Raw genomic sequence first — 21,632 nt, forward strand, 5'->3', positions numbered from 1 at the left:
CAAGAGTAACAAAAATGCTGAAGAAGATTTTTACCCCGGTTTCTATTCTTGTCCTCCTTGGTGGCATCGCGGGCGTCGCGCTCGTGCTCTACGCATGGCGGTTGCCACCGTTCCAGTCTGCCGTCGAAATGACCGACAACGCTTTCGTGCGCGGTTATGTCACCACCATGAGCCCGCAGGTCAGCGGTTATGTCGTCAACGTGCCGGTCAAGGACTATCAGGAGGTCAAGCAAGGTGCGCTGCTGGTCAAAATAGATGACCGTATCTATTCCCAGAAGCTTGCACAGGCCGAATCGACACTCGACACGCACAAGGCCGCGCTCGACAATTCCCGTCAGCAGGAAAACGCCGCCAACGCCAATATCGCGTCCAGCAAGGCAGCGGTTGAAAGCGCCGAGGCATCGTTGAAACAGGCGCAGCTCGCGTCCGACCGTCAGGACAACCTCATCAGAAGCGGGGCTGGTACCTCCAGCTCGCAGGAAGAGGCGCATGCCGCTCTGGAAAAGGCGCGTGCTTCGGTCTCTCAGGCCAAGGCAGCCCTTGAGGTTTCGCAGCAGGATCTGCAGACGATCATCGTCAACCGTGGCTCGTTGCAGGCCGCTGTCGCCAATGCTGAGGCTGCGGTCGAGCTGGCCAGGATCGACCTGCAGAATACCGAAATCCACGCGCCGCGCGACGGCAAGCTTGGCGAAGTCGGCGTCCGCGTCGGGCAATATGTGACCGCCGGCACGCAATTGATGGCCGTCGTCCCGCACGAGGTCTGGATCATCGCCAACTTCAAGGAAACCCAGTTGAGCGGCATGCAGGCCGGCCAGCCTGTGACGATTGCCGTCGATGCCCTGCATCGCAGAAAGCTCACCGGCCATATCGAGCGCTTTTCGCCCGCGACCGGCTCCGAATTCTCGGTCATCAAGCCGGACAATGCGACCGGAAACTTCGTGAAGATCGCGCAGCGGGTCGGCGTTCGTATCGCGATCGATCCTGATCAGCCTCTGGCTGCGGAATTGACGCCCGGCATGTCAGTGGTCGTCCATGTGGACAAGAGCCAGGAGCCGGACCAGGCCAGGCTCGCCGCGAACTGAATGCCGTTCAAACCTCTGCCAGACAAAGAAAAACCCCGGATGTTGCCATCCGGGGTTCTTTTTTGAGCCGTTGGGGGCTCTGAAATTATGCGTCGTCGCCTTCGAATTCTGCATCCGGATCAAAGAAGTCTTCCGGGCGCAGAGCGTCTTCGTCAACGCCGTAGATGGCGTCAGCGGAGGTGAGGCTTTCGCCCTTTGCCTGACGCTCAGCTTCTTCAGCCGAACGAGCAACGTTCAGCTCGACCTGCAGCTCGACTTCAGCATGCAGGTGCAGCGTTACGTTGTGCAGACCAATGGTCTTGATCGGCGTGTTGAGTTCAACCTGGTTGCGGCCAACGTTGAAGCCTTCTGCAGCGAGGATTTCAACAACGTCACGAGCAGCGACAGAACCGTAGAGCTGGCCGGTTTCGCCAGCCGAACGGACGACGATGAAGGACTTGCCTGCGAGAGCTTCGGCAACCTTCTGGGCTTCCGACTTGCGCTCAAGGTTACGAGCTTCGAGCGTTGCACGCTCGGTCTCGAAACGGGTCTTGTTGGCAGCGTTGGCGCGCAGTGCCTTGCCCTGCGGCAGCAGGAAGTTACGTGCGTAGCCGTCGCGAACCTTTACGGTTTCGCCCATCTGGCCGAGCTTGTTGATGCGTTCGAGAAGAATAACGTCCATCTTCTTGATCCTTTCTAGTTTCAGGTGTTGGTTTCGTTCGTATTGTCAGTTTTCCGCGTCGGCGTGAGGGAGATCGTGCTGCGCACGTCGCTCAAACCGAGCACGAGAATGATAAGAAGCGGAAAGACGAAGATTGCCGACAGGTAAGCGAGTACCAGTACGGGGATGCGCCAGTCCTTGCCGCGCGCCCGCTTGTGCAGCGAGGCATATCCGGACATCAGGAAACCTGCGCCGAAGGTGCCGCAGACAACCGCGCCGATCATGGCGGGAACACCGCCCACAAATGTCGCGACAATGCCTGCGAGGAAAATGAAAACCGCATTGCGGTGCATGCGAAGTGCCGACGGAACGTCTTCACGAGGGCGAAGACCCTTGCCGAAGGAACCGACCACGCGGGTGGCCAGATAATAGGCTGTAAACAGCAGCAGAACCCAAAGGCCGCCCTGCACGATCGGTAACATCAGCACAAGCAGTGACTTGCTCTGCGCCAGCGCTGCGGCATCAGGCTCAAACAGTGGTTCGCGGCTCTGAACAGACGTCATCATCATATCGACCAGGCGCGAAACGAGGTCGGGGCCATAGCCGATCGTCCAGCCGAGAATGACGACGGCAATCGAGATGAGAAGGCAAAGATGCAGCAGGATGCCGGAAAGCGGATACCAGGCGAGCAGATCCTGCGGGCCGCCGATTTCGGAGGCCGGGCGTGCGAGGTTCGCAAGGTGAGACACCCAGCCTGCCGGGATCAGCGTAAAGATCGCGATCGTCACGGCAAACAGTGGCGACATGACAACAGCGCCGATGGCGGCCGTGGTCACGATGGCCACGATGGCGGCCATGTTGCCCCATCCCATGCCTGCAATCAGGATCGGCATGGCGGACGCAGCATAGAGCAGGAAAGAAAGCGACGACTGTGCGGTTGCGCCCAGCGTCAGAAACGCGGCGCATATGCCGGCGAGGATGCCGGTGGTCAGCACTGTCTGGTTCAACTTTTGCACTTCGCTGTCCTGCTGGAAATTAAGCAGTTAGAGGACCGTTCCGGTGGAGCGTTGTCCCCAACATGGGTTTTATGTCTGTCTCGATCCGCGCCCAACGCGGAAGGAGAAACGAGGCCGCGTCGAAACGCAGCCTCGCAAAGTCATTACGCTACGACGTAAGGCAGCAGGCCGAGGAAGCGTGCACGCTTGATCGCCTGAGCGAGTTCGCGCTGCTTCTTCTGGGAAACGGCGGTGATGCGCGAAGGAACGATCTTGCCGCGCTCAGAAATGTAGCGCTGCAGAAGACGTACGTCCTTGTAGTCGATCTTCGGAGCGTTTGCGCCGGAGAAGGGGCACGTCTTGCGACGACGGTGGAACGGGCGGCGTGCCGGGGAAGAGGATGCGTCAGCCATTGGTCAAATCTCCTTCTTATGCACGGTCTTCGCGCGGACGGCGCGGACGGTCGTCGCGGGAAAAGCCTTCGCGCGGGCCACGGTCCGGACGGTCACCGTCACGGCGCGGACGGTCGTCGCGATCGCGCTTCTGCATCATCGCGGACGGGCCCTCTTCGTGGGCTTCAACAGCGATGGTCATGTAACGAAGAACGTCTTCGTTGATGCGCATCTGACGCTCAACTTCATGGATAGCCGCCGCCGGAGCGTCGATGTCCATCAGGGCGTAGTGAGCCTTGCGGTTCTTCTTGATGCGGTAGGTGAGGGACTTCAGACCCCAGTTTTCGACGCGTCCGACTTTACCGCCGAACGATTCGATAACGCCCTTGTACTGTTCTACAAGTGCGTCGACCTGCTGAGCAGAAATATCCTGCCGAGCAAGGAAGATGTGTTCGTAAAGAGCCATTTAAGCTTGCCTTTCTTGCGTTTTGTCCTTCACCCGGCAACGGCGCTAAGCCTCAACGACTGCTCTTGGCCGGCATATGCCGAAAGCAAGAAAAGCGTTGTTCGAGACGGTCGAGAGCGGAGACACGGGAGGCCGGAAAAACCTTATGGTTCCTGCTGTTCCGTTACCGGAACCAGCCCTCCGTTCAGCCACCAGCCATAAGACCGGGTGTCGTGAACAGCGCGCTTATACGCATTTTTGCCGGGAATGCAAGGGAAAGTCTGGCTTTCGCGCCATTTCGCTCATGCGCAGGAAAGGCAGTTGAGAATTGTGGACGCAAACAATGCCGGATTTTCCGCCATCATCAGGTGTCCGGTCCGGGGAATGTTGACGCGCATCCTGCAAAGATCGTTTGCCCAGTCTGCGACATCCCAACCGGAGGCGGAACGGGCGCCGGCAACCAGATAGACCGGAAGGCCGCTTTCCATCGTGGCGCGCAGGCCGGACAGATAGTCGTCGTGCCCCGTCGCCGCAACAACAGCCCTTGCCTGCGCCTTGATCGTCGTGGCTGGCTGATTGGCCAGCCATCCCTTTGCAAGCGACAATGTCCAGTCATTGACCGGGACGCCCGCCTTGGCGATCCATTGAGCCGGGTCCGCCTCGTACTCTCTTATGATCTCTGCCGCTTCTGCATCGGGCTTTTGGGCGATCTGTCCCGACCAGAAGGCGTCCTTCAGCGTGAAATTGCCTTCGACGCTTGTAAACGAGGCGATCATATCTGGATAATGTTGGCAAACCAGCGCCGAAACCGCGCCGCCAACTGAATGCCCGACAAGATGAACTTTTGGACGGCCGATATTGCGGATATGACCGGCGACGTGGTCGGCCTGATCGCGCAAGGTCAAATTTTCGATGGGCTCATCGCGGTATCGGCCGTAACCGATCAGGTCAGGCGTATGCACGTCGATACCGTCAAACGGCGCCAGTATCTCCGGATCGTTGAGATTGCCGAAGAGGCCGTGAATCAGGACGACCGGTTCTGAAAGGCTGGGCATCGTTTTTGAAGACCTCGGTTTTATTGATTGCGTCGGACAAGGGGGGCGAGTCTGAGCGTCTATAATAAAAATGCCCCGCAACTGCGGGGCATGAAATTCTCTGTCCGATGTCTGGGGTCAGATCGGCATTGGATACTGCCGATGAATTTCGGCAATGCCTTTCAGAACGTCGTCGGAAAGTTTGACATCTGCTGCTGCGATATCGGTCTTCAGTTGGTCGACTGTCGTTGCGCCGATGATCACGGAAGCCATGAACGGGCGGGTCAGGCAGAAGGCGATGGCAAGCTGTGCCGGATCGATGCCGTGCTTGGCAGCGAGATCGATGTAGGCCTTCACCGGCGCTTCCTGCAGCGGTTGCAGACGGCCGCCGAGATCGCGATTGATCGTGCCACGCGAACCGGCCGGGCGCGCACCGTTCTGATATTTGCCGGTCAGAAGGCCAGCCGCCAGAGGCGAGTAGGCGAGAAGGCCGACATTCTCGTGATGGGCCACTTCGGACAGGTCGAGATCGAAGCTGCGGTAGAGCAGATTATACTCGTTCTGAATGGTTGCGACACGCGGCAGACCGGCGGCCTCGGCGATATCGATGTATTTCTGCGTGCCCCAGGCGCTTTCATTCGAAAGGCCGATTGCGCGGATTTTGCCGGCCTTGACCAGTTCGCCAAGCGTTTCCAGCTTTTCGGTGATCTCGGCAAGCGTCCGTTCTGTTGCCTGACCGCTGGCATCAAAACCCCATGCGCCGCGGAAATGGTAGGTGCCGCGATTCGGCCAGTGAATCTGGTAGAGGTCGATATAATCTGTCTTCAGTCGCGTCAGGCTTGTGTCGACCGCCTCGCGAATGGCACTGGCATCGATATCACGCCCGCCACGAATATAATCACGGCCGGAGCCGGCGACCTTGGTGGCAAGAATGACGTCCTTGCGTTTGCCGGTCTTTTCAAACCACGTGCCGATATAGTCTTCCGTGCGGCCCTGCGTTTCGGCCGACACCGGTGTGGTGGGGTAAAGTTCGGCCGTATCGAAGAAGTTGACGCCGTTTTCCAGGGCGTAATCCATCTGCTGATGGGCTTCGGCTTCCGTGTTCTGGGTGCCCCACGTCATCGTGCCAAGGCAGATTTCGGACACGGAGATATCCGTGCGGCCCAATGTTCTATGTTTCATGGAAATGTCCTGATGCTTGGAAGGTGGCATGAAATTAGTCTGGAAATGCCGCAGTGCAAGAAAAAATATGCTGCATTGAAAACGTGAAATTGGACGGCAAAACCCCGTGGCTTGGCCCATCCACAGGCTTCAAGCCTTGACTTCATGGGCCGGAATGTGAATGGAAGTCCCGATAATATAAGGGAAGGCCAGAAAAGAAGGACCACATCCCATGGGTAATGCATTCACATTTCCAGGTCAGGGAAGCCAGGCCGTCGGCATGGGCAAGGAACTTGCCGATACGTTCGTAGAAGCACGCGCTGTCTTCGAAGAAGTCGATGAGGCGCTCGGCCAGAAGCTGTCCGATATCATGTGGAACGGACCGGAAGAAACGTTGACGCTGACCGCCAATGCGCAGCCTGCGCTGATGGCCGTTTCGATGGCTGTGATGCGCGTGCTGGAAGCGCGCGGTTTGAAGCTGACCGATTCCGTTTCCTATGTCGCCGGCCACTCGCTCGGTGAATATTCGGCACTTTGCGCTGCCGGCACGTTCTCGATCGCCGACACCGCCCGCCTGCTGCGCATTCGCGGCAACGCCATGCAGGCTGCCGTGCCTGTTGGTGAAGGTGCGATGGCGGCTATCATCGGCCTTGAGCATGACGTCGTTTCCTCAATCTGCGAAGAGGCGAAAAGCCTCGGTGTCTGCCAGATCGCCAATGACAACGGCGGCGGACAGCTCGTGATTTCCGGTGGCAAGGCTGCCGTTGAAAAGGCGGCCGCCATTGCCTCTGAAAAGGGTGCGAAGCGCGCCATCATGCTGCCGGTTTCCGCGCCCTTCCATTCCGCGCTGATGAGCCCTGCGGCAGATGCGATGCGCGAAGCGCTTGCACAGGTGAAAAAGAAGAACCCGATCGTGCCCGTCATCGCCAACGTGCGCGCGGCGCCTGTCTCCGATGCCAATGAAATCGCTGCACTGCTGGTAGAGCAGGTCACCGGCCAGGTTCGCTGGCGCGAGACGGTGGAGTGGTTTGCCGCCAACAACATCACGCAACTTTATGAGATCGGCTCCGGCAAGGTCCTGACAGGGCTTGCACGCCGCATCGACAAGACGGTGAATGGCGTCGCCGTCAACAATGCTGCCGATATCGATCAGCTCCTGGCGACCCTCGCAGGCTGAAGGCCGCGGTCGCCCCGTTTAAAGAAGGAACATTCCATGTTTGATTTGACCGGCCGCAAGGCTCTCGTCACAGGCGCAACCGGCGGCATCGGCGAAGAAATCGCCCGCATGCTGCACGCGCAGGGCGCAACCGTCGGACTGCACGGCACGCGCGTCGAAAAGCTTGAGGCACTCGCCGCCGAGCTTGGCGATCGCGTCAAGATTTTCCCGGCAAACCTGGCGGACCGCGCCGAGGTTAAGGCGCTGGGTGAAAAGGCCGAGGCCGAGCTGGAAGGCGTCGACATCCTCGTCAACAACGCCGGCATTACCAAGGATGGCCTTTTCGTTCGTATGAGCGACGAAGACTGGGACAACGTCATTGAAGTCAATCTGACGGCGATGTTCCGCCTGACGCGCGAACTGACGCATCCGATGATGCGCCGCCGTTTCGGCCGCATTATCAACATAACCTCCATCGTCGGCGTGACCGGTAACCCGGGCCAGGCAAACTACTGCGCGTCGAAGGCCGGCATGATCGGCTTCTCCAAGTCGCTGGCGCAGGAAATCGCAACCCGTAATGTTACCGTCAACTGCGTGGCTCCGGGCTTCATCGAAAGCGCCATGACCGGCAAGCTGAACGACAAGCAGAAAGAAGCCATCATGGGTGCCATTCCCATGAAGCGCATGGGAACCGGTGCGGAAATCGCTTCCGCCGTGCTTTATCTCGCATCCAACGAAGCGGGTTACATGACGGGCCAGACGCTGCATGTGAACGGCGGCATGGCGATGATTTGATGTGATGCCCTTTCTGTTGCGGAAAGGGGCGCGCGTCTTTTGAAATCTTGCTGGCGCCTGGGTCGAACCAGGCATTTTCCTGGCGCCTGCAAGTGTCTACCCGCTCTGGTTTCAGGCGAAAGAGCCTGTGATACGCTGTGCTTAGCGCGTTTTCAGGCTTTTCGACCGATTGAAACCATGTTAAGCGGGCCAAGACTGTGAACAGTCGTCCCGGAGAGACAGTAAGCCGTTGCGAATTTTTGCAACGATGTCTAGCTTGGACCGGGTTTAACGGGTTTGCCCGCGGTGCCGGATTTGAACGGTGCTTGAGGGCTTCTGACAGGGCAGGGTGCCGCAAGGCATTCCCTTTTAAAATAAAGGTCGAGGAAACCGACATGAGCGATATCGCAGAACGCGTAAAGAAAATTGTAATTGATCATCTTGGCGTTGACGCCGACAAAGTTGTTGAAGGCGCAAGCTTCATCGACGATCTGGGCGCTGACTCGCTCGACACCGTTGAACTGGTTATGGCTTTCGAAGAAGAGTTCGGCGTTGAAATCCCTGACGACGCTGCCGACTCGATCCTGACCGTTGGCGACGCCGTAAAGTTCATCGAAAAGGCACAGGCCTGATCGACCGTACTCGGGGAGGTTATTCAACCTCCCGTTCTGGCCCGGCTTGTCCGGGCCAATATTTTATCGCGAGAGGCGCACGCAGAGCTGGCGCGTGTCTCCGGCGCGTAGTCCCTTTGGCCGGAAATGGTCCGGCAAAATGGTTTATGCGCATATTCAGAATGTTGTAGTGTCATCTGCAAGTCATCGACGATCAGAGACGCAGCAAGAAAAGACCGATGATTGGATAAGGGCGGAGCGTTGGCATGAGGCGTGTCGTTATCACCGGTACCGGCATGGTATCTCCTCTTGGATGCGGAACGGAAGTGACCTGGGAGCGGCTGCTTGCCGGCCAGAACGGCGCCCGTCTGGTCACGGAATTCGAGGTCGAAGACCTTCCCGCAAAAATCGCCTGCCGTATTCCGCTTGGCGATGGTTCCGATGGCACTTTCAATCCTGATGACTGGATGGAGCCGAAGGAACAGCGCAAGGTCGATCCCTTCATCGTCTACGGTATGGCAGCAGCCGACATGGCGCTGAACGACGCCAATTGGCACCCTGAAACCGACGAAGACCAGATCATGACCGGCGTCCTGATCGGCTCCGGTATCGGCGGTCTCGAAGGTATCGTCGAAGCCGGTTACACGCTGCGAGACAAGGGTCCGCGTCGCGTTTCGCCTTTCTTCATTCCCGGCCGCCTCATCAATCTGGTGTCTGGTCAGGTGTCCATCCGCCACAAGCTGCGCGGACCGAACCATGCCGTCGTAACAGCCTGCTCGACCGGTGCGCATGCCATTGGCGACGCCGCGCGCCTGATTGCCCTCGGTGATGCTGACGTCATGGTTGCCGGTGGCGCCGAATCGCCGGTCTGCCGTATTGCGCTTGCCGGTTTTGCTGCCTGCAAGGCGCTCTCCACACAGCACAACGATGACCCGCAGAAGGCATCGCGTCCCTATGACCGTGACCGCGACGGTTTCGTCATGGGCGAGGGTGCCGGTATCGTGGTTCTCGAGGAGCTCGAACACGCCAAGGCACGCGGCGCGAAGATCTACGCAGAAGTTGTCGGTTACGGCCTGTCTGGCGATGCGTACCACATCACCGCGCCGTCCGAAGACGGTGAGGGCGCTTACCGCTGCATGTCCATGGCGCTGAAGCGCGCCGGCCTGACGCCCGACGATATCGACTACATCAACGCCCACGGTACATCGACCATGGCCGACACCATCGAACTCGGTGCGGTTGAACGTCTGGTTGGCGATTCTGCTTCGAAGATTTCGATGTCCTCGACCAAGTCGGCTACGGGCCACCTCCTCGGCGCAGCAGGTGCGATCGAAGCAATTTTCGCAACACTTGCGATCCGCGACAACATCGTCCCGCCGACGCTGAACCTCGACAATCCCGATGTCGAGACGAAGATCGATCTCGTGCCGCACAAGGCCCGCAAGCGCGACGTCAACGTTGCCCTGTCGAACTCCTTCGGCTTCGGCGGCACCAACGCGTCGCTCGTTCTGCGTCGCTACGAAGCCTGATTGTCTGACGGCTCTTGCCGTTAAAGACGGAATCGTCGAAAACCGCCTCCGGTCGTTGTGCATCGGAGGCCAAGGATAACGCCTTAGGCGAGGCAACTTTTCCGCTTCGCCAAACTTATGTCAGTTTGCGTTATCTGCCGTATTGGGAACGAGTTTTCGTGAAACCGTGCGGAAAACCGCCACCGATGCTTTGATGTGGTGCAGGATGGCATCCCGAACCTGTTTTTGCCGCATTGCCTGCGCAAAAAGCGCTGATAATGCCGAACTGAAAAGGACCGCCGGTGAGCGATACGAACCAGAACAGCCAGGGACAATACGGACGCGACGGCGCGGGCGAAGGTAGCCGCGGCCCGATCATTCCGAAGTCTCCGACGGAGGCGCTGCGGCCGGAAAAAGTTCCGGCTCCGCCAAAGCGTTCCCGCAAGGCTCATGGGCAACTGGTGATTTTCCTGAATTTCCTGATGACGCTGGCGGTTGCCGTCTGCGTGCTTGCCGTTGCTGCCTTCTATTACATGATCAGCTCCTTCCAGGAGCCCGGTCCTTTGGAAGCCAATACCCATTTCACAGTGCGCAACGGCGCCGGCCTCATCGAGATTGCCAACAATCTGGAGCGCAATGGCGTCATCACCAACGCACGTGTTTTCCGTCTGATGACCGGCAGCTATCTCCAGAAGGAGCAGACGCTGAAGGCCGGCGAATATGAGATCAAGGCTGCCGCCTCGATGAAGGACATCCTGCTGTTGCTGGAGTCCGGCAAGTCGATTCTCTATTCCGTGTCTTTGCCGGAAGGTCTGACGGTCAAGCAAATGTTTGCGCGTCTGGCAGCCGACGAGGTTCTGGACGGAGAACTGCCCGCCAGCCTGCCGGCGGAAGGCACCCTGCGCCCCGATACCTACCGTTTCACGCGTGGCACCAAGCGCGAAGAAATCGTCAATCAGATGAGCGTCGCCCAGAACAAGCTGATCGAGATGATTTGGGAGCGCCGCGATCCCGACCTGCCGATCAAGACAGTTGAAGAGTTTGTAACGCTGGCGTCTATTGTCGAGAAGGAAACAGGCAAGGACGACGAGCGCGCCCATGTGGCCTCCGTATTCTACAACCGCCTGAAGAAGGGCATGCGCCTGCAGTCTGACCCGACGATCATCTACGGACTGTTCGGTGGCGACGGCAAACCGTCCGACCGGCCGATCTACCAGTCCGACCTGCAGAAGCAGACGCCGTTTAACACCTATGTCATCAAGGGCCTGCCGCCGTCGCCGATTGCCAATCCGGGACGTGCCGCACTGGAAGCGGTTGCCAATCCCTGGCGCACTGACGATCTTTATTTCGTCGCCGATGGGACGGGCGGTCATGCTTTTGCCAAGACGCTGGAAGAACACAACGCCAATGTCCGCCGTTGGCGCAAGATCGAGGCGGAAAAAGCGGCAGCCGGTGGAAATCCCGACGTTGCCGTAGACGGCCAACCGGGTGGTTCGGAAGCGGAAAAACCAGCCAACAATTGATGAGTTTTTGCCGGGCCTCGATCAAACGAGGCCCGGTTTGCATGATGCTGTGGGGACTTCTTAAATGACATTGCAATCGATGACCGGCTTCGCACGCAGCGAAGGTGCGTCCGGACGCTATCGCTGGGCATGGGAGCTACGCTCTGTGAATGGCAAGGGCCTGGATTTACGTCTGCGTCTGCCAACGGGTATGGAAGGTCTGGAAGCGGAATTGCGCGAAGTTGCATCCCGCAGCCTGTCGCGCGGCAATATCCAGGCGGGGTTATCCCTGGCAACCGCTGAAAACCGGCTGGAAGCGGTTATCAACCGCGACGCGCTGGATGCTGTGCTGGCGCTCAAGAAGGAGCTCGGCAATGTCGTGGACGACAAACCGTTGAGCTTCGACACGCTGCTGTCGGTGCGTGGACTGGTGGACTTCCGTGAGGCGGAAGATGACGCCGAGGCGCAGGCTGCCCGCAATCGCGATGTGCTGGCAGGTTTTGCCGAAGCCGTTCTTAAGCTCAAGGCAATGCGCGAGCGGGAAGGGGAATCGCTCTACGGTATTCTGTCGGGGCATATCGACCGCATTGAGCAGCTTGCGACGGTTATTGAACGCGACCCGTCGCGGCAACCGGAGCAGATTGCCGCGCGCCTTGCCGCGCAGATCGCCCTGATTGGTGACGGGACCCAGGGACTGGACCGTGACCGTTTGCATGCGGAAGCGGCGTTGATTGCAACGAAGGCGGATCTGCGCGAGGAGATCGACCGCCTCTACGCGCATGTTGCAGCCTCGCGTGAGCTTTTGAAGGCTGGTGGCCCGATTGGACGCAAGCTCGACTTTCTTGCACAGGAATTTAACCGGGAGTCGAATACCATCTGTTCCAAATCGAACGCCAGTGCGGTAACCGCTGCTGGTATCGAGCTGAAAGTGGTGATCGACCAATTCCGCGAACAGGTCCAAAATCTGGAGTAGGCCATGGCCCCGGTGAACAATTCTCCCGTCAAGATTGCCCGCAGAGGGCTGATGCTGGTGATCTCGTCGCCGTCAGGCGCGGGCAAGTCCACGATTGCCAGAAACCTTCTGGACAAGGACAAGAACATCAAGCTGTCCGTCAGCGTGACAACACGTCCACGCCGTCAAAGCGAGATTGAAGGCATCCACTATCATTTCATCTCCAAGCGCGAATTCGAGTTGATGCGTGATGGCGATGCGCTGCTGGAATGGGCCGAAGTGCACGGCAATTTCTACGGCACTCCCAGAGAGCCGGTGGAAGCGGCGATGGCCGAAGGCATGGACATGTTGTTCGACATCGACTGGCAGGGCGCCGAGCAGCTTCAGGACAAGATGAAGAGTGACGTCGTGTCGATTTTCATCCTTCCCCCGACAATGACCGAGCTGCAATCGCGCCTGCATCGCCGAGCTGAAGACACAGAAGCGGTCATTCAGACGCGCCTTGTGAATTCCCGCTCTGAAATCGAGCACTGGCGCGATTACGACTATGTCATTCTCAATGATGACCTGCAGGCTGCTTTCGACGCCGTGGAGGCCATTGTGAAGGCCGAGCGCGTGCGTCGCGACCGTCGCCACGGCATGTTCGACTTCGTGCGCGAATTGCTTGAAGAAGAGCCAAAACTCTAAAGCTGACCTAATTCCCGAATCGGGTTGATTACTGGCACGACAGCCAGTCCTGCGAATGGCGCACATCGGCTGCGTCATCCGCCCAGCCGTGACCACCCGTGAGCGTTTTCAGCGACACCGCGGCCCCCGCCATTGTCAATTGATCTGCAAGGAACGGCGCATCCTCTGGGTGACGTCTGTCGTCCCGCATCCCTGCGAGCAGCAGGACAGGGTATCCATGGAGCGGCGGGAAGGGCTCACCAGAGCGCGGCGACAGCGGTCGCAGCAGAATGGCGCCTCGCGACAGTTCGGGCTTCTGAAATATCGTCTCTGCAGCGATGATCGCGCCGTTCGAGTATCCCGCGACAAACGGTCTTTGTCCGGTTTGGCGAGCCACAAACTCCAGAAAGTCGCAGAGCCTGGCTGCCTGATCTCTCAGGTCTTCGATATCAAGCGTTCTGTCCGGGTGTCGCCTGAAAAACGCAAAACCGTTTTCCCAGGCGATATTTCCTCTCGGTAGAAACAGCTTATGCCCCGGAAAAGCTTCACGACCGTACAGCAGGAGGTCGTCTTCCGTACGTCCCGATCCATGCAGCAAAACGACAGGTGATGCCGTCGAGGAAGAGGCGCCATCGAGCTTGTAGTGAAACGGTTGATTGTCCACTTTCAAACCCTCGTTACATGCCCGCAATGCGGATCGGAGAAAATCTAGAGCGAATTCGCCAGCGTCACGAATTCCTCGACGGAGAGCGTTTCCGCCCGACGTGTCGGATCGATCCCGGCTTTTTCCAGAAGCGTTTCGCCGCCCAGCGCTTTCACGCTCTGACGCAGCATCTTGCGGCGCTGACCGAAGGCTGCTTCGGTCACCTTTTCAAGCTTCGCCACGTCGCAGGGCATTGGCTTGTCCTTCGGCAGCAGATGCACGACGGTAGAGGTGACCTTTGGCGGCGGGCTGAAGGCTTGCGGCGGCACGTCGAAGGCCATTTCAGCCACTGTCCGCCAACCCGCCAGCACACCGAGGCGCCCGTAGTGGTTGTCACCTTCTTCCGCCACGATGCGTTGACCGACTTCCTTCTGGAACATCAGCGTCATCGACAGCCAGAACGGAGGCCACGCTTTGGGGAGTAGCCAGTTGACCAGCAATTGCGTGCCAACATTGTAGGGAAGATTGGCGATGATCCTGACCGGCTCTCCAGCCGGAACAAGCGTCTCGAAATCGGTCTTCAGCGCATCGCCCTCGATCACCTCGAGGCGCCCGGGATAATGGGCCTGAATTTCGGCCAGTGCCGGTAGGCATCGGCTATCGCGCTCAACGGCGATGACTTTCTTCGCGCCAAGCGAGAGGATGGCGCGTGTCAGGCCGCCAGGGCCAGGACCAACCTCGATGACCGTGACGCCTTCCAGCGGGCCAGCGGTTCTGGCGATCTTCTGTGTGAGGTTCAGGTCAAACAGGAAGTTTTGCCCGAGGGATTTCTTGGCATCCAGACCATGGCGCTGGATAACGTCCCTGAGAGGGGGGAGCCCGTCAATGGCCGCCATCAAAGACCAGCCTTGCCGCGACCGGCAATGTCTGCAGCCATCTTCAGCGCTGCTACGAGGCTTGTTTCGTTCGCAATACCCTGACCGGCGATGCCGAAAGCGGTGCCGTGATCCGGCGATGTGCGGATGAAAGGCAGGCCGAGCGTGACATTGACGGAATCGTCGAAACCAAGTGCCTTGGCCGGAATGAGTGCCTGGTCGTGATACATGCAGACAGCCACGTCATAACGTTTGCGGGCGGCGTCATGGAACATGGTGTCGGCGGGCAGGGGGCCGAAAGCATCAACGCCCTCCTTGCGAAGCCCCATGACGGCAGGGTGAATAATATCGCGATCTTCGACGCCAATCGCACCGTCCTCGCCCGCGTGCGGGTTGAGACCGGCTATGGCCAGACGCGGTGCGGCAATGCCGAATTTCTGTTTCAGATCCGTATCGATAATACGGCAGGTCTCGACGATGGCTTCTTCCGTCAAAGCGGAAGGAACGTCCTTGACCGGGATGTGGATCGTGACCGGCACGACGCGCACCTTCGGGCCCGCAATCATCATCACCGGTGTCAGGGCCTTGCCAGTCATTCGCAATGCAAGGTCGGCCAGGAATTCCGTGTGACCCGGAAAACCGAAACCTGCCTCGTAAAGCACGGATTTTGCGATGGGATTGGTAACGACTGCGGCAGTCTTGCCTTCGACCGTGAGCGCGACTGCCGTCTCGATGGCTTTGATCGTCGCATGGGCAGCGCCGACATGCGGCTGGCCAGCCTGCACGTCAAAACCGACGGGCAGGGAGAGAACCGGAAAGGCATCGTCGAAACACGCGACCGCGTCTTCAACCTCACAGGTCTTGATCGCAATGTCGATGCCGAGCAAGGCGGCACGGCTCGCCACCACATCCGGGTCACCGATATAGATGAACGGCGGCAGACCTGTTTCCCTGCGTTTTGCCCATGCAGTAATTGCGATATCAGGGCCAATACCAGCGGGATCGCCCTGGGTTAGGGCAAGCGGCAGGGAAATCTGTGTCACGGATGGCAGGCTTTCGCGTCAGGTGTTGACGATCTGCGCCTTTTTGCGCAGTTCTTCCATATACTTCGCCTCGTTCGGGTTCTCGCCATCCTTGGCCTTCATCAGGTCTTCAGCTTTGAAGACCAGTTCGGCCGCGTAGTCGTCCGAAACCTGACGCTGCTTGCAGATCGCCAGATATTCAACACCCTTTTCGGTGACGCGTGTACCGGTGGTGCCGCCTTCCTTGGTCTTTTCAACCAGAGCCTTCCAGTCCTCAGGCAGCTCTGGTGCGAGAATGCGGCCGAGATCCTTGATCGCGACGTCGCGCATAGTGGCAGCGAATGTCTTGGCCTGTTCGCAGCCCGGATAGTTCTTGCGCGATGCTTCAGCTTCGCTCTTGCGCTTGCCTGTGATCGATTTGCGCTTGGATTCGGGAATGACGAAAATCACCTGCTGCAGGAAATATTCCGTCGTCACAGGCTTTTCACCACGCTCCTTGAGGCGCGTTACGAGATCCTGCGTCGACATCTTGGCGCGTGCGCCATAACGGGCGTTCACGAGGCGCGGCCAGCTCATCTGCACGGCAATAAAGGACTTGAAGTGGTCGGCACCGACGCCCGCCTGCGACAGGATCTGCGTCAACTGCTGCGGGTTCATCTTGTTGTTGGCGGCAAAACGAGCGAACGCGGCGTCAACGTCATCGGTGCTGACGGACATCTTTACGCGGGCGATCTCTTCACGCTTGAGGGCTTCGTCGACCAACTGGTCACGAGCCTTCTGGTTGAGGTTGCCGCTCTGGCGCTGCAGTTTCAGGAACGCAACGCGTTTCGAAATATCATCGCTGGTGATGGGGGTCTTGTTGACGACGATTTTCACCGTGCTGTCGGCAAACGCCTGGCTGGTAAGTGGCGAAACAGCCATCGGGACGGCGAAGATCGCAAAGGCCAAAGCCGCGCCACGCAAAGCCGTCTTTCCGAAATTCATCATTTCCTTCTCCCTCTCGTCGGGCAGGCAAGGCTCTCCGCTTGCCCGGCAGTCTGTTCCGTCCGTCCTGCGCGAATACCGCCTTGCGGTTCGTCACTGTCAGACATCGGCTTGTTCATCCGCGCCGCGAATGCGACCCGTATATATCATCGCGATCCGCAAAACGGCAATGCATCGATCTTCCAAATGAAAATCAAAAAAATCGGGATCGACACTGGCGATCTCTTGCGGCGAAAGCGTGGCGGACGAGGCCGCTACGACACGCTGAAGTCGAAAACGGAGCGCATTTGCCATGCGCTCCGTCTTTCAGCTTAGTAGTTGTTCGGCTTCCAGCCGATATCCATGTCGTTCCAGTCATCATTCGCGGAACCAACACTGATATCGCCGAGTGTGCGGAAGGCGATACGGGCGTTGATCGACCAGTCGTTGGCAGACTGTCTGTTCGACGTGATCGTGCCTTCATCCGAATAGCTTACGGTGAAGATTGTGCATTCGTCCTGGTAGAGAATACCGACGCGGCGCTCTTCGGCGAACTTGCCGTTCAGGTCGTAGTTGATCGATCCGAACAGCGACCAGTTATCGTTCATGCGAAGGGAACCGGACGCCTGAATGATGTCACGGTCTTCGTTGTAGCCGTATTTCGGCTGCGCCTTGACCTGCGTATAGCTGACCTTGCCGGTCACGCGGCGATCGGAATAGGCCACACCTGTTTCAGACCGGTTGATCTCGAGGTCGTCCTTGTCAAGACGGACACTCGTCGAGAAGGAAAGGCCGATCGGTGCGTCGAAGGCTGCCATCGCGACATAGTCCGAACGATCGGATTCAAGACCGGAATTGGCGCCGGCATTGACCAGATCGTAGGAAGCGAAGGAATTTTCACCCGCGAGATGGAACGACTGACCGGCAATCGCCCGCACGCCATATCCATTGTCGAATGTGCCGTTATAGCGGAAACCGATGTTTGCGCGCGTACCGCCTTCGATGCGATCGTAGCCGGAGAACTTGTCACGATCGAACAGGTTGGTCGCGTCGAACACGAACGCCTGCGCATCCTCGTTCGGGAAACGACCGGAATAGGATTCGTCCGGACGCACGAAAATCTGCGCGATCGGCTCGATGACATGGTTGCTGTTCGCAGCCGTGAACAACCACGGATAACGCACTTCAAGACCACCCGTGACCATGCCGCGCAACGCTGCGTCGTCTTGCATCATACCTTCATAGGCATAAGAGGTGCCGCCGGACGTGAAGCTTGCCGGAGACATGTCCGACCACATGGCGTCGCCACGTGCGGCGAAGAGCGGCGTCAACTGCACGCCGCTGTCGAATGTGAAGGTACGCTTCCATTCGGCTTCGGTCGTGAAGCGCGTGTAATCGCCTTCCAGGCCGTTGAAGCGCGAATAACCACCAAGTGCATAGGCATCCTGTTTCAGACGCGTGATGCTGGTAAGGTTGGTTGTCAGCGACAACTCGCCACCATAGATCGGGTCCGGTACGAAATAGCGGTAGTCGAGAACCGGGTGAACGATTGCCTGTTTGCGCTCTTCGGATTCGGAATCATCCGTGTCCTGAACGTTGAAGTAATATGCGTTCAGGTCGAACTTGTTCCGCTCGCCGATGCCTGTCAGGTAGAACTGGTTCGTCTGAACGTCGTTCTTGTAACCCTTCAGCTCATAGGTGCGCGAGAAGTTGTTGTCGGTCTGGACCATGGCGTCCCAGCCGAACGCCCAGCGCGGATTGATGCTGAAGTCGCCCTTGCTGGCAATCATGCCGCGGGTGTCGTTCAGCGCATCGCTGGTTCCGGCCGTGAAGGTGTCGGAGCTCTGCTGGTCGATGCCAGCCATCCGCACCGTATGGTAGCCGGTTTCAAAACGTTGACGGATTTCAGCCTGCAGAAGCAGACCCTGCGTCGTGTAATAGGTCGGCGTAACAGTCACGTCTGCCGTGTCGGACAGGACGTGGAAATAGGGCACGCCGATGCCGAAACCGAGATTATCGGTGATGCTCATCTGCGGGAACAGGAAGCCAGACTTCCGCTTCACGGTGTTATCCGGAACGGTCAGGAACGGCAGATAGCCGATCGGCTGTCCGAAAAGCTCGAAACGGGCTTTTTCCAGACGCACTGTGTGGGTCTTTCCGTCCTGAACGACGCGCTCGGCCTTGACCTGCCAGAGTGGCGCCTTGTCCGGGCGTTGCGCGCACGGCAGACAGGCGGTGTAGACACCGTTGTTGAGCACCATCACATCGCTGTCGAGGCGTTCTGCGCTCTCGCCGGCAATACGGGTGTTGTCAGGTGTCTCGACACGCAGGGCATTTACAAAGCCCTGAGCAAAGTCGTCAGTGACATCCAGCTCATCGGCATAGATCTTGTTGCCGCTCGGCTCGATCAGCTCGATGTTGCCGCGTGCGATCACGCGGCCGGTCTGCTGGTTATATTCCACTTGCTGGGCCACCATGCGGTAACCCGAATAATGCATGCGAACCACACCCTTCGCGATAATGCGTTCTGCATCACGGTTATAGGTCAGTTCATTCGCTGTAAGCAGGAGTTTCGAATCGTCTTGGCTTCCGGGCGCAAAGATGCCGTCCTGGCCGATAGCGACCTGTCCGGATGCCAGATATGCGCACACAGCGGCACCTGTCAGAAGGGCCGTCCAAAGCCGCCTGATATTCCCGCGGTCATATACCGCCACTAGCCGTCCTCCTGATGAAGCAAAATCGTTGCACCTAGCGCCAACGCAACGGTGACTGGAACCCAGACCGCCACGAAGGGAGGGACAACGCCACTGCTCCCGAACGCTCTTACGAGCACGGTTATTACATAAAGCACGAAGCCGGAAACGATTCCACCCAGAATCACGGAGCGCGATTGGGCGAAGCGGCTGAACTTTAGTGAAACGGTCGCGGCGATCAAGGTCATCGCGACCAAAAGAAGAGGCGTCGATAGCAGAAAGTGATACTGCGTTTCGAGTGCCTTCGAAGAGAGGCCGAAAGACTTCGCGATCTCGATCTTGCGAGAAAGATCAAAGAAAGCAACGGTTTCCGCCTGAGTCATCCGTTCTTGAACGAATTCCTGTCTCAGATTGGTACTGATACGGGTGCTGTCTTGCCGAACTGGCACATGGCCAGGTCGCGTCTCTGTCACACCGTTAAGAAGCCAGTAACCATCTTCCAACTTAGCCGACTTCGCATCCTGTCTGGAAACGATGTTACCGCTCTTGTCGAGGTGCACCAGAACGACGTCGAGAAGCAGTGTTCCGTTGTCCTCGAAGCTCTTTGCGCCGATGATCGTATCCTGCCCGCCACTCGACTGGCGAAGCCACGGAATGACGTCCTGCTGACGGCCGGCATTGGCCTCGTTACGCCAGCCGGCCTCCATCGAAAGCGACTGGTTTTGGCCCCAGGCAGCAATCGGGTTGAGCACGGTCACGGACAATATGCCGATCAGCACGGAGCCGAGCACGAATGGCAGAATGAATTGCCAGGCCGAAATTCCGGCTGCGCGCGTCACCACCAGCTCATAACGCCGGTTGAGCGAAATAAGCGTCGTCATACCCACGAAGAGCGCGATGAACGGAACGGTCTGTTGAAGAATAAGCGGCAGTCGCAGCGCCGTCAGGCCGAGTGCCGCGGGCACGGAATATCCGGGCAGGCTGGACATGCGTCTGGCCGTTTCGCTGAAGTCAGCGAGATAGATGATCGCTGAAACGCCGAGAACGAACCAGACGGCCGTCATCAGATAGCGTCTCAGAAAATAGCGGGCGAGGGTGTTGAAGATCATGCGTTGCCGCTCCCCGAACTGCGCGCCATTCTGTCGGTGAACAGTCGGCGCAAGCGCCCGGCGGCATTGGCGATGAATTTCGGCGTTCTGGGCTTGCGACCCGTCATGAGCACGAATGCTGCCGCCGCGCCGCTGAGGCCAGGAACGGCATAAACGAGCGGAATGAAGGCGGCGCTCTGCTTGACCTGGTTGGTGACGTAGAAGCCGGCCCAGCGCAGCATGAAAGCTGTGATGAGGGCGGCGACCATCGGATGAAGCCGCGCTTCACGATGCGAACGGGCATCTGCCGCGATCACCAGCGAGATCAGTGCAAAGGAGAAAGCGAACAGCCAGTCGGACAGGCGCTTGTGTAATTCGCTTCGGAAGCTCTCCGGCGCGCGGGCGTAGCTCGAATTGCTCTCATCGGGAGACAGAAGGAAGCCAAGGCTCGCATCGCTTGGGGAGAGCGACTGCTCGGTGTCCTTTTTCTCCGACATGGTGGAGAGATCGAATGCGTAGGAGAGGAACTTGACGATCGAAACCTTGCCGTCAGGCGTCTTCTGTTGCACTTCCCCGTCGCGCATCGTCAGCGACGTGCCGCTCTCGTCGATCATGCCTTCCTTGGCGTAATAGATGAGGTCGAAGTTGGGGTCGCGGCGGTCGGCAACAAACAGACCTTTGAGAATGCGGCCCTGCCGCTGTCCGATCTGAACGTAGAGACCGTCCTGAATGGTGCGGAACGTCTTTTCCTCGATCACCGACGACAGGAGGTCCGCATAGGCCGCGGCAACCATCTGCCGCGCCGAATTGCGGGCAGGCGGTTCGATGAAGTTGGTGATGGTGAAGGAGAGTGCACTCAGCACGGCTGCGAGAACGAGAACAGGGCGAAACATGATCATGCGCGGCGCACCGGCCGCATCGATGATGGCAAGCTCGGAATCGTTGTTCATCGCCGTGAACGTCTGCGTGATGCCGATAACCAGCGCAAACGGCAGAACGACAGGAATGAGCGTCGGAAGAATCATGGTCGCAAGCGCCATGAATGACCCCATCGACTGACCGGTATCCGTCACCAGATTGATTCTCTGGAGAACCTGGATGGTCCAGATGATGGCCAGCACCGGAAGCAGCGCTACCAGAAACATCTGCGTTGTCCGTCGCAGGATATAGTTCTCGAGAAGCTTCATGCGGCCCTTGTTGTCGTCATTTGCTCGTGTGATCGGCGAGCGGATTTCCGCCTATCTAATCGCAACATTTGCGCTTGGCGACTCCGGACCACTCACAAATCTGTTTTGTGCGACGTTTTTTCCCGGCTCTGTGTCTTTTTGTGGAACACCGCTGCCACATCACCGAATTTCGAATTTCTTTCCATGTTTCATAAAAATGCCTTTCGCTTTAAAGATTGCGGGGTTGCACGGGGTTTTGAAAAG

Annotated in this window: 21 protein-coding genes; 8 read left to right on the forward strand and 13 right to left on the reverse strand. The window is 58.3% G+C overall.

Going from position 1 to position 21,632, the window contains the following annotated elements; translation table 11 throughout:
- Positions 1-14 precede the first annotated feature (14 nt).
- Complete coding sequence (locus FY156_03860) at positions 15-1,082, forward strand: HlyD family secretion protein (GenBank protein ID UXS00685.1); 1,068 nt, start codon at positions 15-17, stop codon at positions 1,080-1,082.
- An 85-nt stretch (positions 1,083-1,167) separates the two neighbouring features.
- On the opposite strand, the gene rplI is transcribed toward FY156_03860, so the two are convergent.
- From rplI to FY156_03890, 6 genes are all read right to left on the reverse strand, one after another.
- The gene (gene rplI / locus FY156_03865) at positions 1,168-1,743 is read right to left on the reverse strand and encodes a 50S ribosomal protein L9 (protein UXS00686.1); all 576 of its coding nucleotides are present in this window, start codon (positions 1,741-1,743) and stop codon (positions 1,168-1,170) included.
- Between the two features lie 20 nt (positions 1,744-1,763).
- On the reverse strand, positions 1,764-2,738 hold the full coding sequence (locus FY156_03870; GenBank protein UXS00687.1) for a DUF2232 domain-containing protein: 975 nt from the start codon (positions 2,736-2,738) through the stop codon (positions 1,764-1,766).
- Positions 2,739-2,881: 143 nt separating this feature from the next.
- Positions 2,882-3,130, reverse strand: a complete 249-nt coding sequence (rpsR, locus tag FY156_03875; protein UXS00688.1) for a 30S ribosomal protein S18 — start codon at positions 3,128-3,130, stop codon at positions 2,882-2,884.
- 16 nt (positions 3,131-3,146) lie between these two features.
- Complete coding sequence (gene rpsF / locus FY156_03880) at positions 3,147-3,575, reverse strand: 30S ribosomal protein S6 (protein ID UXS00689.1); 429 nt, start codon at positions 3,573-3,575, stop codon at positions 3,147-3,149.
- A 281-nt stretch (positions 3,576-3,856) separates the two neighbouring features.
- Positions 3,857-4,609, reverse strand: a complete 753-nt coding sequence (locus FY156_03885; protein UXS00690.1) for an alpha/beta hydrolase — start codon at positions 4,607-4,609, stop codon at positions 3,857-3,859.
- A 117-nt stretch (positions 4,610-4,726) separates the two neighbouring features.
- The gene (locus FY156_03890) at positions 4,727-5,770 is read right to left on the reverse strand and encodes an aldo/keto reductase (protein UXS00691.1); all 1,044 of its coding nucleotides are present in this window, start codon (positions 5,768-5,770) and stop codon (positions 4,727-4,729) included.
- Between the two features lie 211 nt (positions 5,771-5,981).
- Between FY156_03890 and fabD the strand changes: the two genes are divergently transcribed.
- From fabD to gmk, 7 genes are all read left to right on the forward strand, one after another.
- Positions 5,982-6,926, forward strand: coding sequence for an ACP S-malonyltransferase (gene fabD / locus FY156_03895; protein UXS00692.1), 945 nt, complete (start codon positions 5,982-5,984; stop codon positions 6,924-6,926).
- Positions 6,927-6,962: 36 nt separating this feature from the next.
- Positions 6,963-7,700 (forward strand): 3-oxoacyl-[acyl-carrier-protein] reductase, encoded by a 738-nt coding sequence (fabG, locus tag FY156_03900; protein UXS00693.1) that lies wholly within the window; start codon positions 6,963-6,965, stop codon positions 7,698-7,700.
- Positions 7,701-8,074: 374 nt separating this feature from the next.
- Complete coding sequence (locus FY156_03905) at positions 8,075-8,311, forward strand: acyl carrier protein (GenBank protein UXS00694.1); 237 nt, start codon at positions 8,075-8,077, stop codon at positions 8,309-8,311.
- 245 nt (positions 8,312-8,556) lie between these two features.
- Positions 8,557-9,819 carry a beta-ketoacyl-ACP synthase II gene (gene fabF / locus FY156_03910; protein UXS00695.1) on the forward strand — a complete coding sequence of 421 codons (1,263 nt, stop codon included), beginning with the start codon at positions 8,557-8,559 and terminating at the stop codon, positions 9,817-9,819.
- A gap of 281 nt (positions 9,820-10,100) precedes the next feature.
- The gene (gene mltG / locus FY156_03915; GenBank protein UXS00696.1) at positions 10,101-11,321 is read left to right on the forward strand and encodes an endolytic transglycosylase MltG; all 1,221 of its coding nucleotides are present in this window, start codon (positions 10,101-10,103) and stop codon (positions 11,319-11,321) included.
- Between the two features lie 64 nt (positions 11,322-11,385).
- A complete protein-coding gene (locus FY156_03920) occupies positions 11,386-12,273 on the forward strand; it encodes a YicC family protein (protein UXS00697.1) in 888 nt (295 codons plus the stop codon).
- Positions 12,274-12,276: 3 nt separating this feature from the next.
- Positions 12,277-12,939: a guanylate kinase gene (gene gmk / locus FY156_03925; GenBank protein UXS00698.1), complete on the forward strand. Its 663-nt coding sequence runs from the start codon at positions 12,277-12,279 to the stop codon at positions 12,937-12,939.
- Positions 12,940-12,967: 28 nt separating this feature from the next.
- Here gmk and FY156_03930 read toward each other — a convergent pair whose 3' ends face one another.
- The 7 genes from FY156_03930 to FY156_03960 form a co-directional block, all read right to left on the reverse strand.
- On the reverse strand, positions 12,968-13,582 hold the full coding sequence (locus FY156_03930; protein UXS00699.1) for an alpha/beta hydrolase: 615 nt from the start codon (positions 13,580-13,582) through the stop codon (positions 12,968-12,970).
- A 44-nt stretch (positions 13,583-13,626) separates the two neighbouring features.
- Positions 13,627-14,457, reverse strand: a complete 831-nt coding sequence (rsmA, locus tag FY156_03935; GenBank protein ID UXS00700.1) for a 16S rRNA (adenine(1518)-N(6)/adenine(1519)-N(6))-dimethyltransferase RsmA — start codon at positions 14,455-14,457, stop codon at positions 13,627-13,629.
- On the reverse strand, positions 14,457-15,479 hold the full coding sequence (pdxA, locus tag FY156_03940; GenBank protein ID UXS00701.1) for a 4-hydroxythreonine-4-phosphate dehydrogenase PdxA: 1,023 nt from the start codon (positions 15,477-15,479) through the stop codon (positions 14,457-14,459). Before pdxA ends, rsmA begins: the two co-directional genes overlap by 1 nt.
- A gap of 18 nt (positions 15,480-15,497) precedes the next feature.
- On the reverse strand, positions 15,498-16,445 hold the full coding sequence (locus FY156_03945) for a peptidylprolyl isomerase (protein ID UXS00702.1): 948 nt from the start codon (positions 16,443-16,445) through the stop codon (positions 15,498-15,500).
- Positions 16,446-16,753: 308 nt separating this feature from the next.
- Positions 16,754-19,135: an LPS-assembly protein LptD gene (locus FY156_03950; GenBank protein ID UXS00703.1), complete on the reverse strand. Its 2,382-nt coding sequence runs from the start codon at positions 19,133-19,135 to the stop codon at positions 16,754-16,756.
- Complete coding sequence (lptG, locus tag FY156_03955; GenBank protein UXS00704.1) at positions 19,135-20,223, reverse strand: LPS export ABC transporter permease LptG; 1,089 nt, start codon at positions 20,221-20,223, stop codon at positions 19,135-19,137. Before lptG ends, FY156_03950 begins: the two co-directional genes overlap by 1 nt.
- The gene (locus FY156_03960) at positions 20,220-21,389 is read right to left on the reverse strand and encodes an LptF/LptG family permease (GenBank protein UXS00705.1); all 1,170 of its coding nucleotides are present in this window, start codon (positions 21,387-21,389) and stop codon (positions 20,220-20,222) included. The genes lptG and FY156_03960 overlap by 4 nt, the downstream gene beginning before the upstream one ends.
- Between the last annotated feature and the right edge of the window lie 243 nt (positions 21,390-21,632).

This window comes from Agrobacterium tumefaciens, assembly GCA_025559845.1.
Classification (GTDB): Bacteria; Pseudomonadota; Alphaproteobacteria; order Rhizobiales; family Rhizobiaceae; genus Agrobacterium.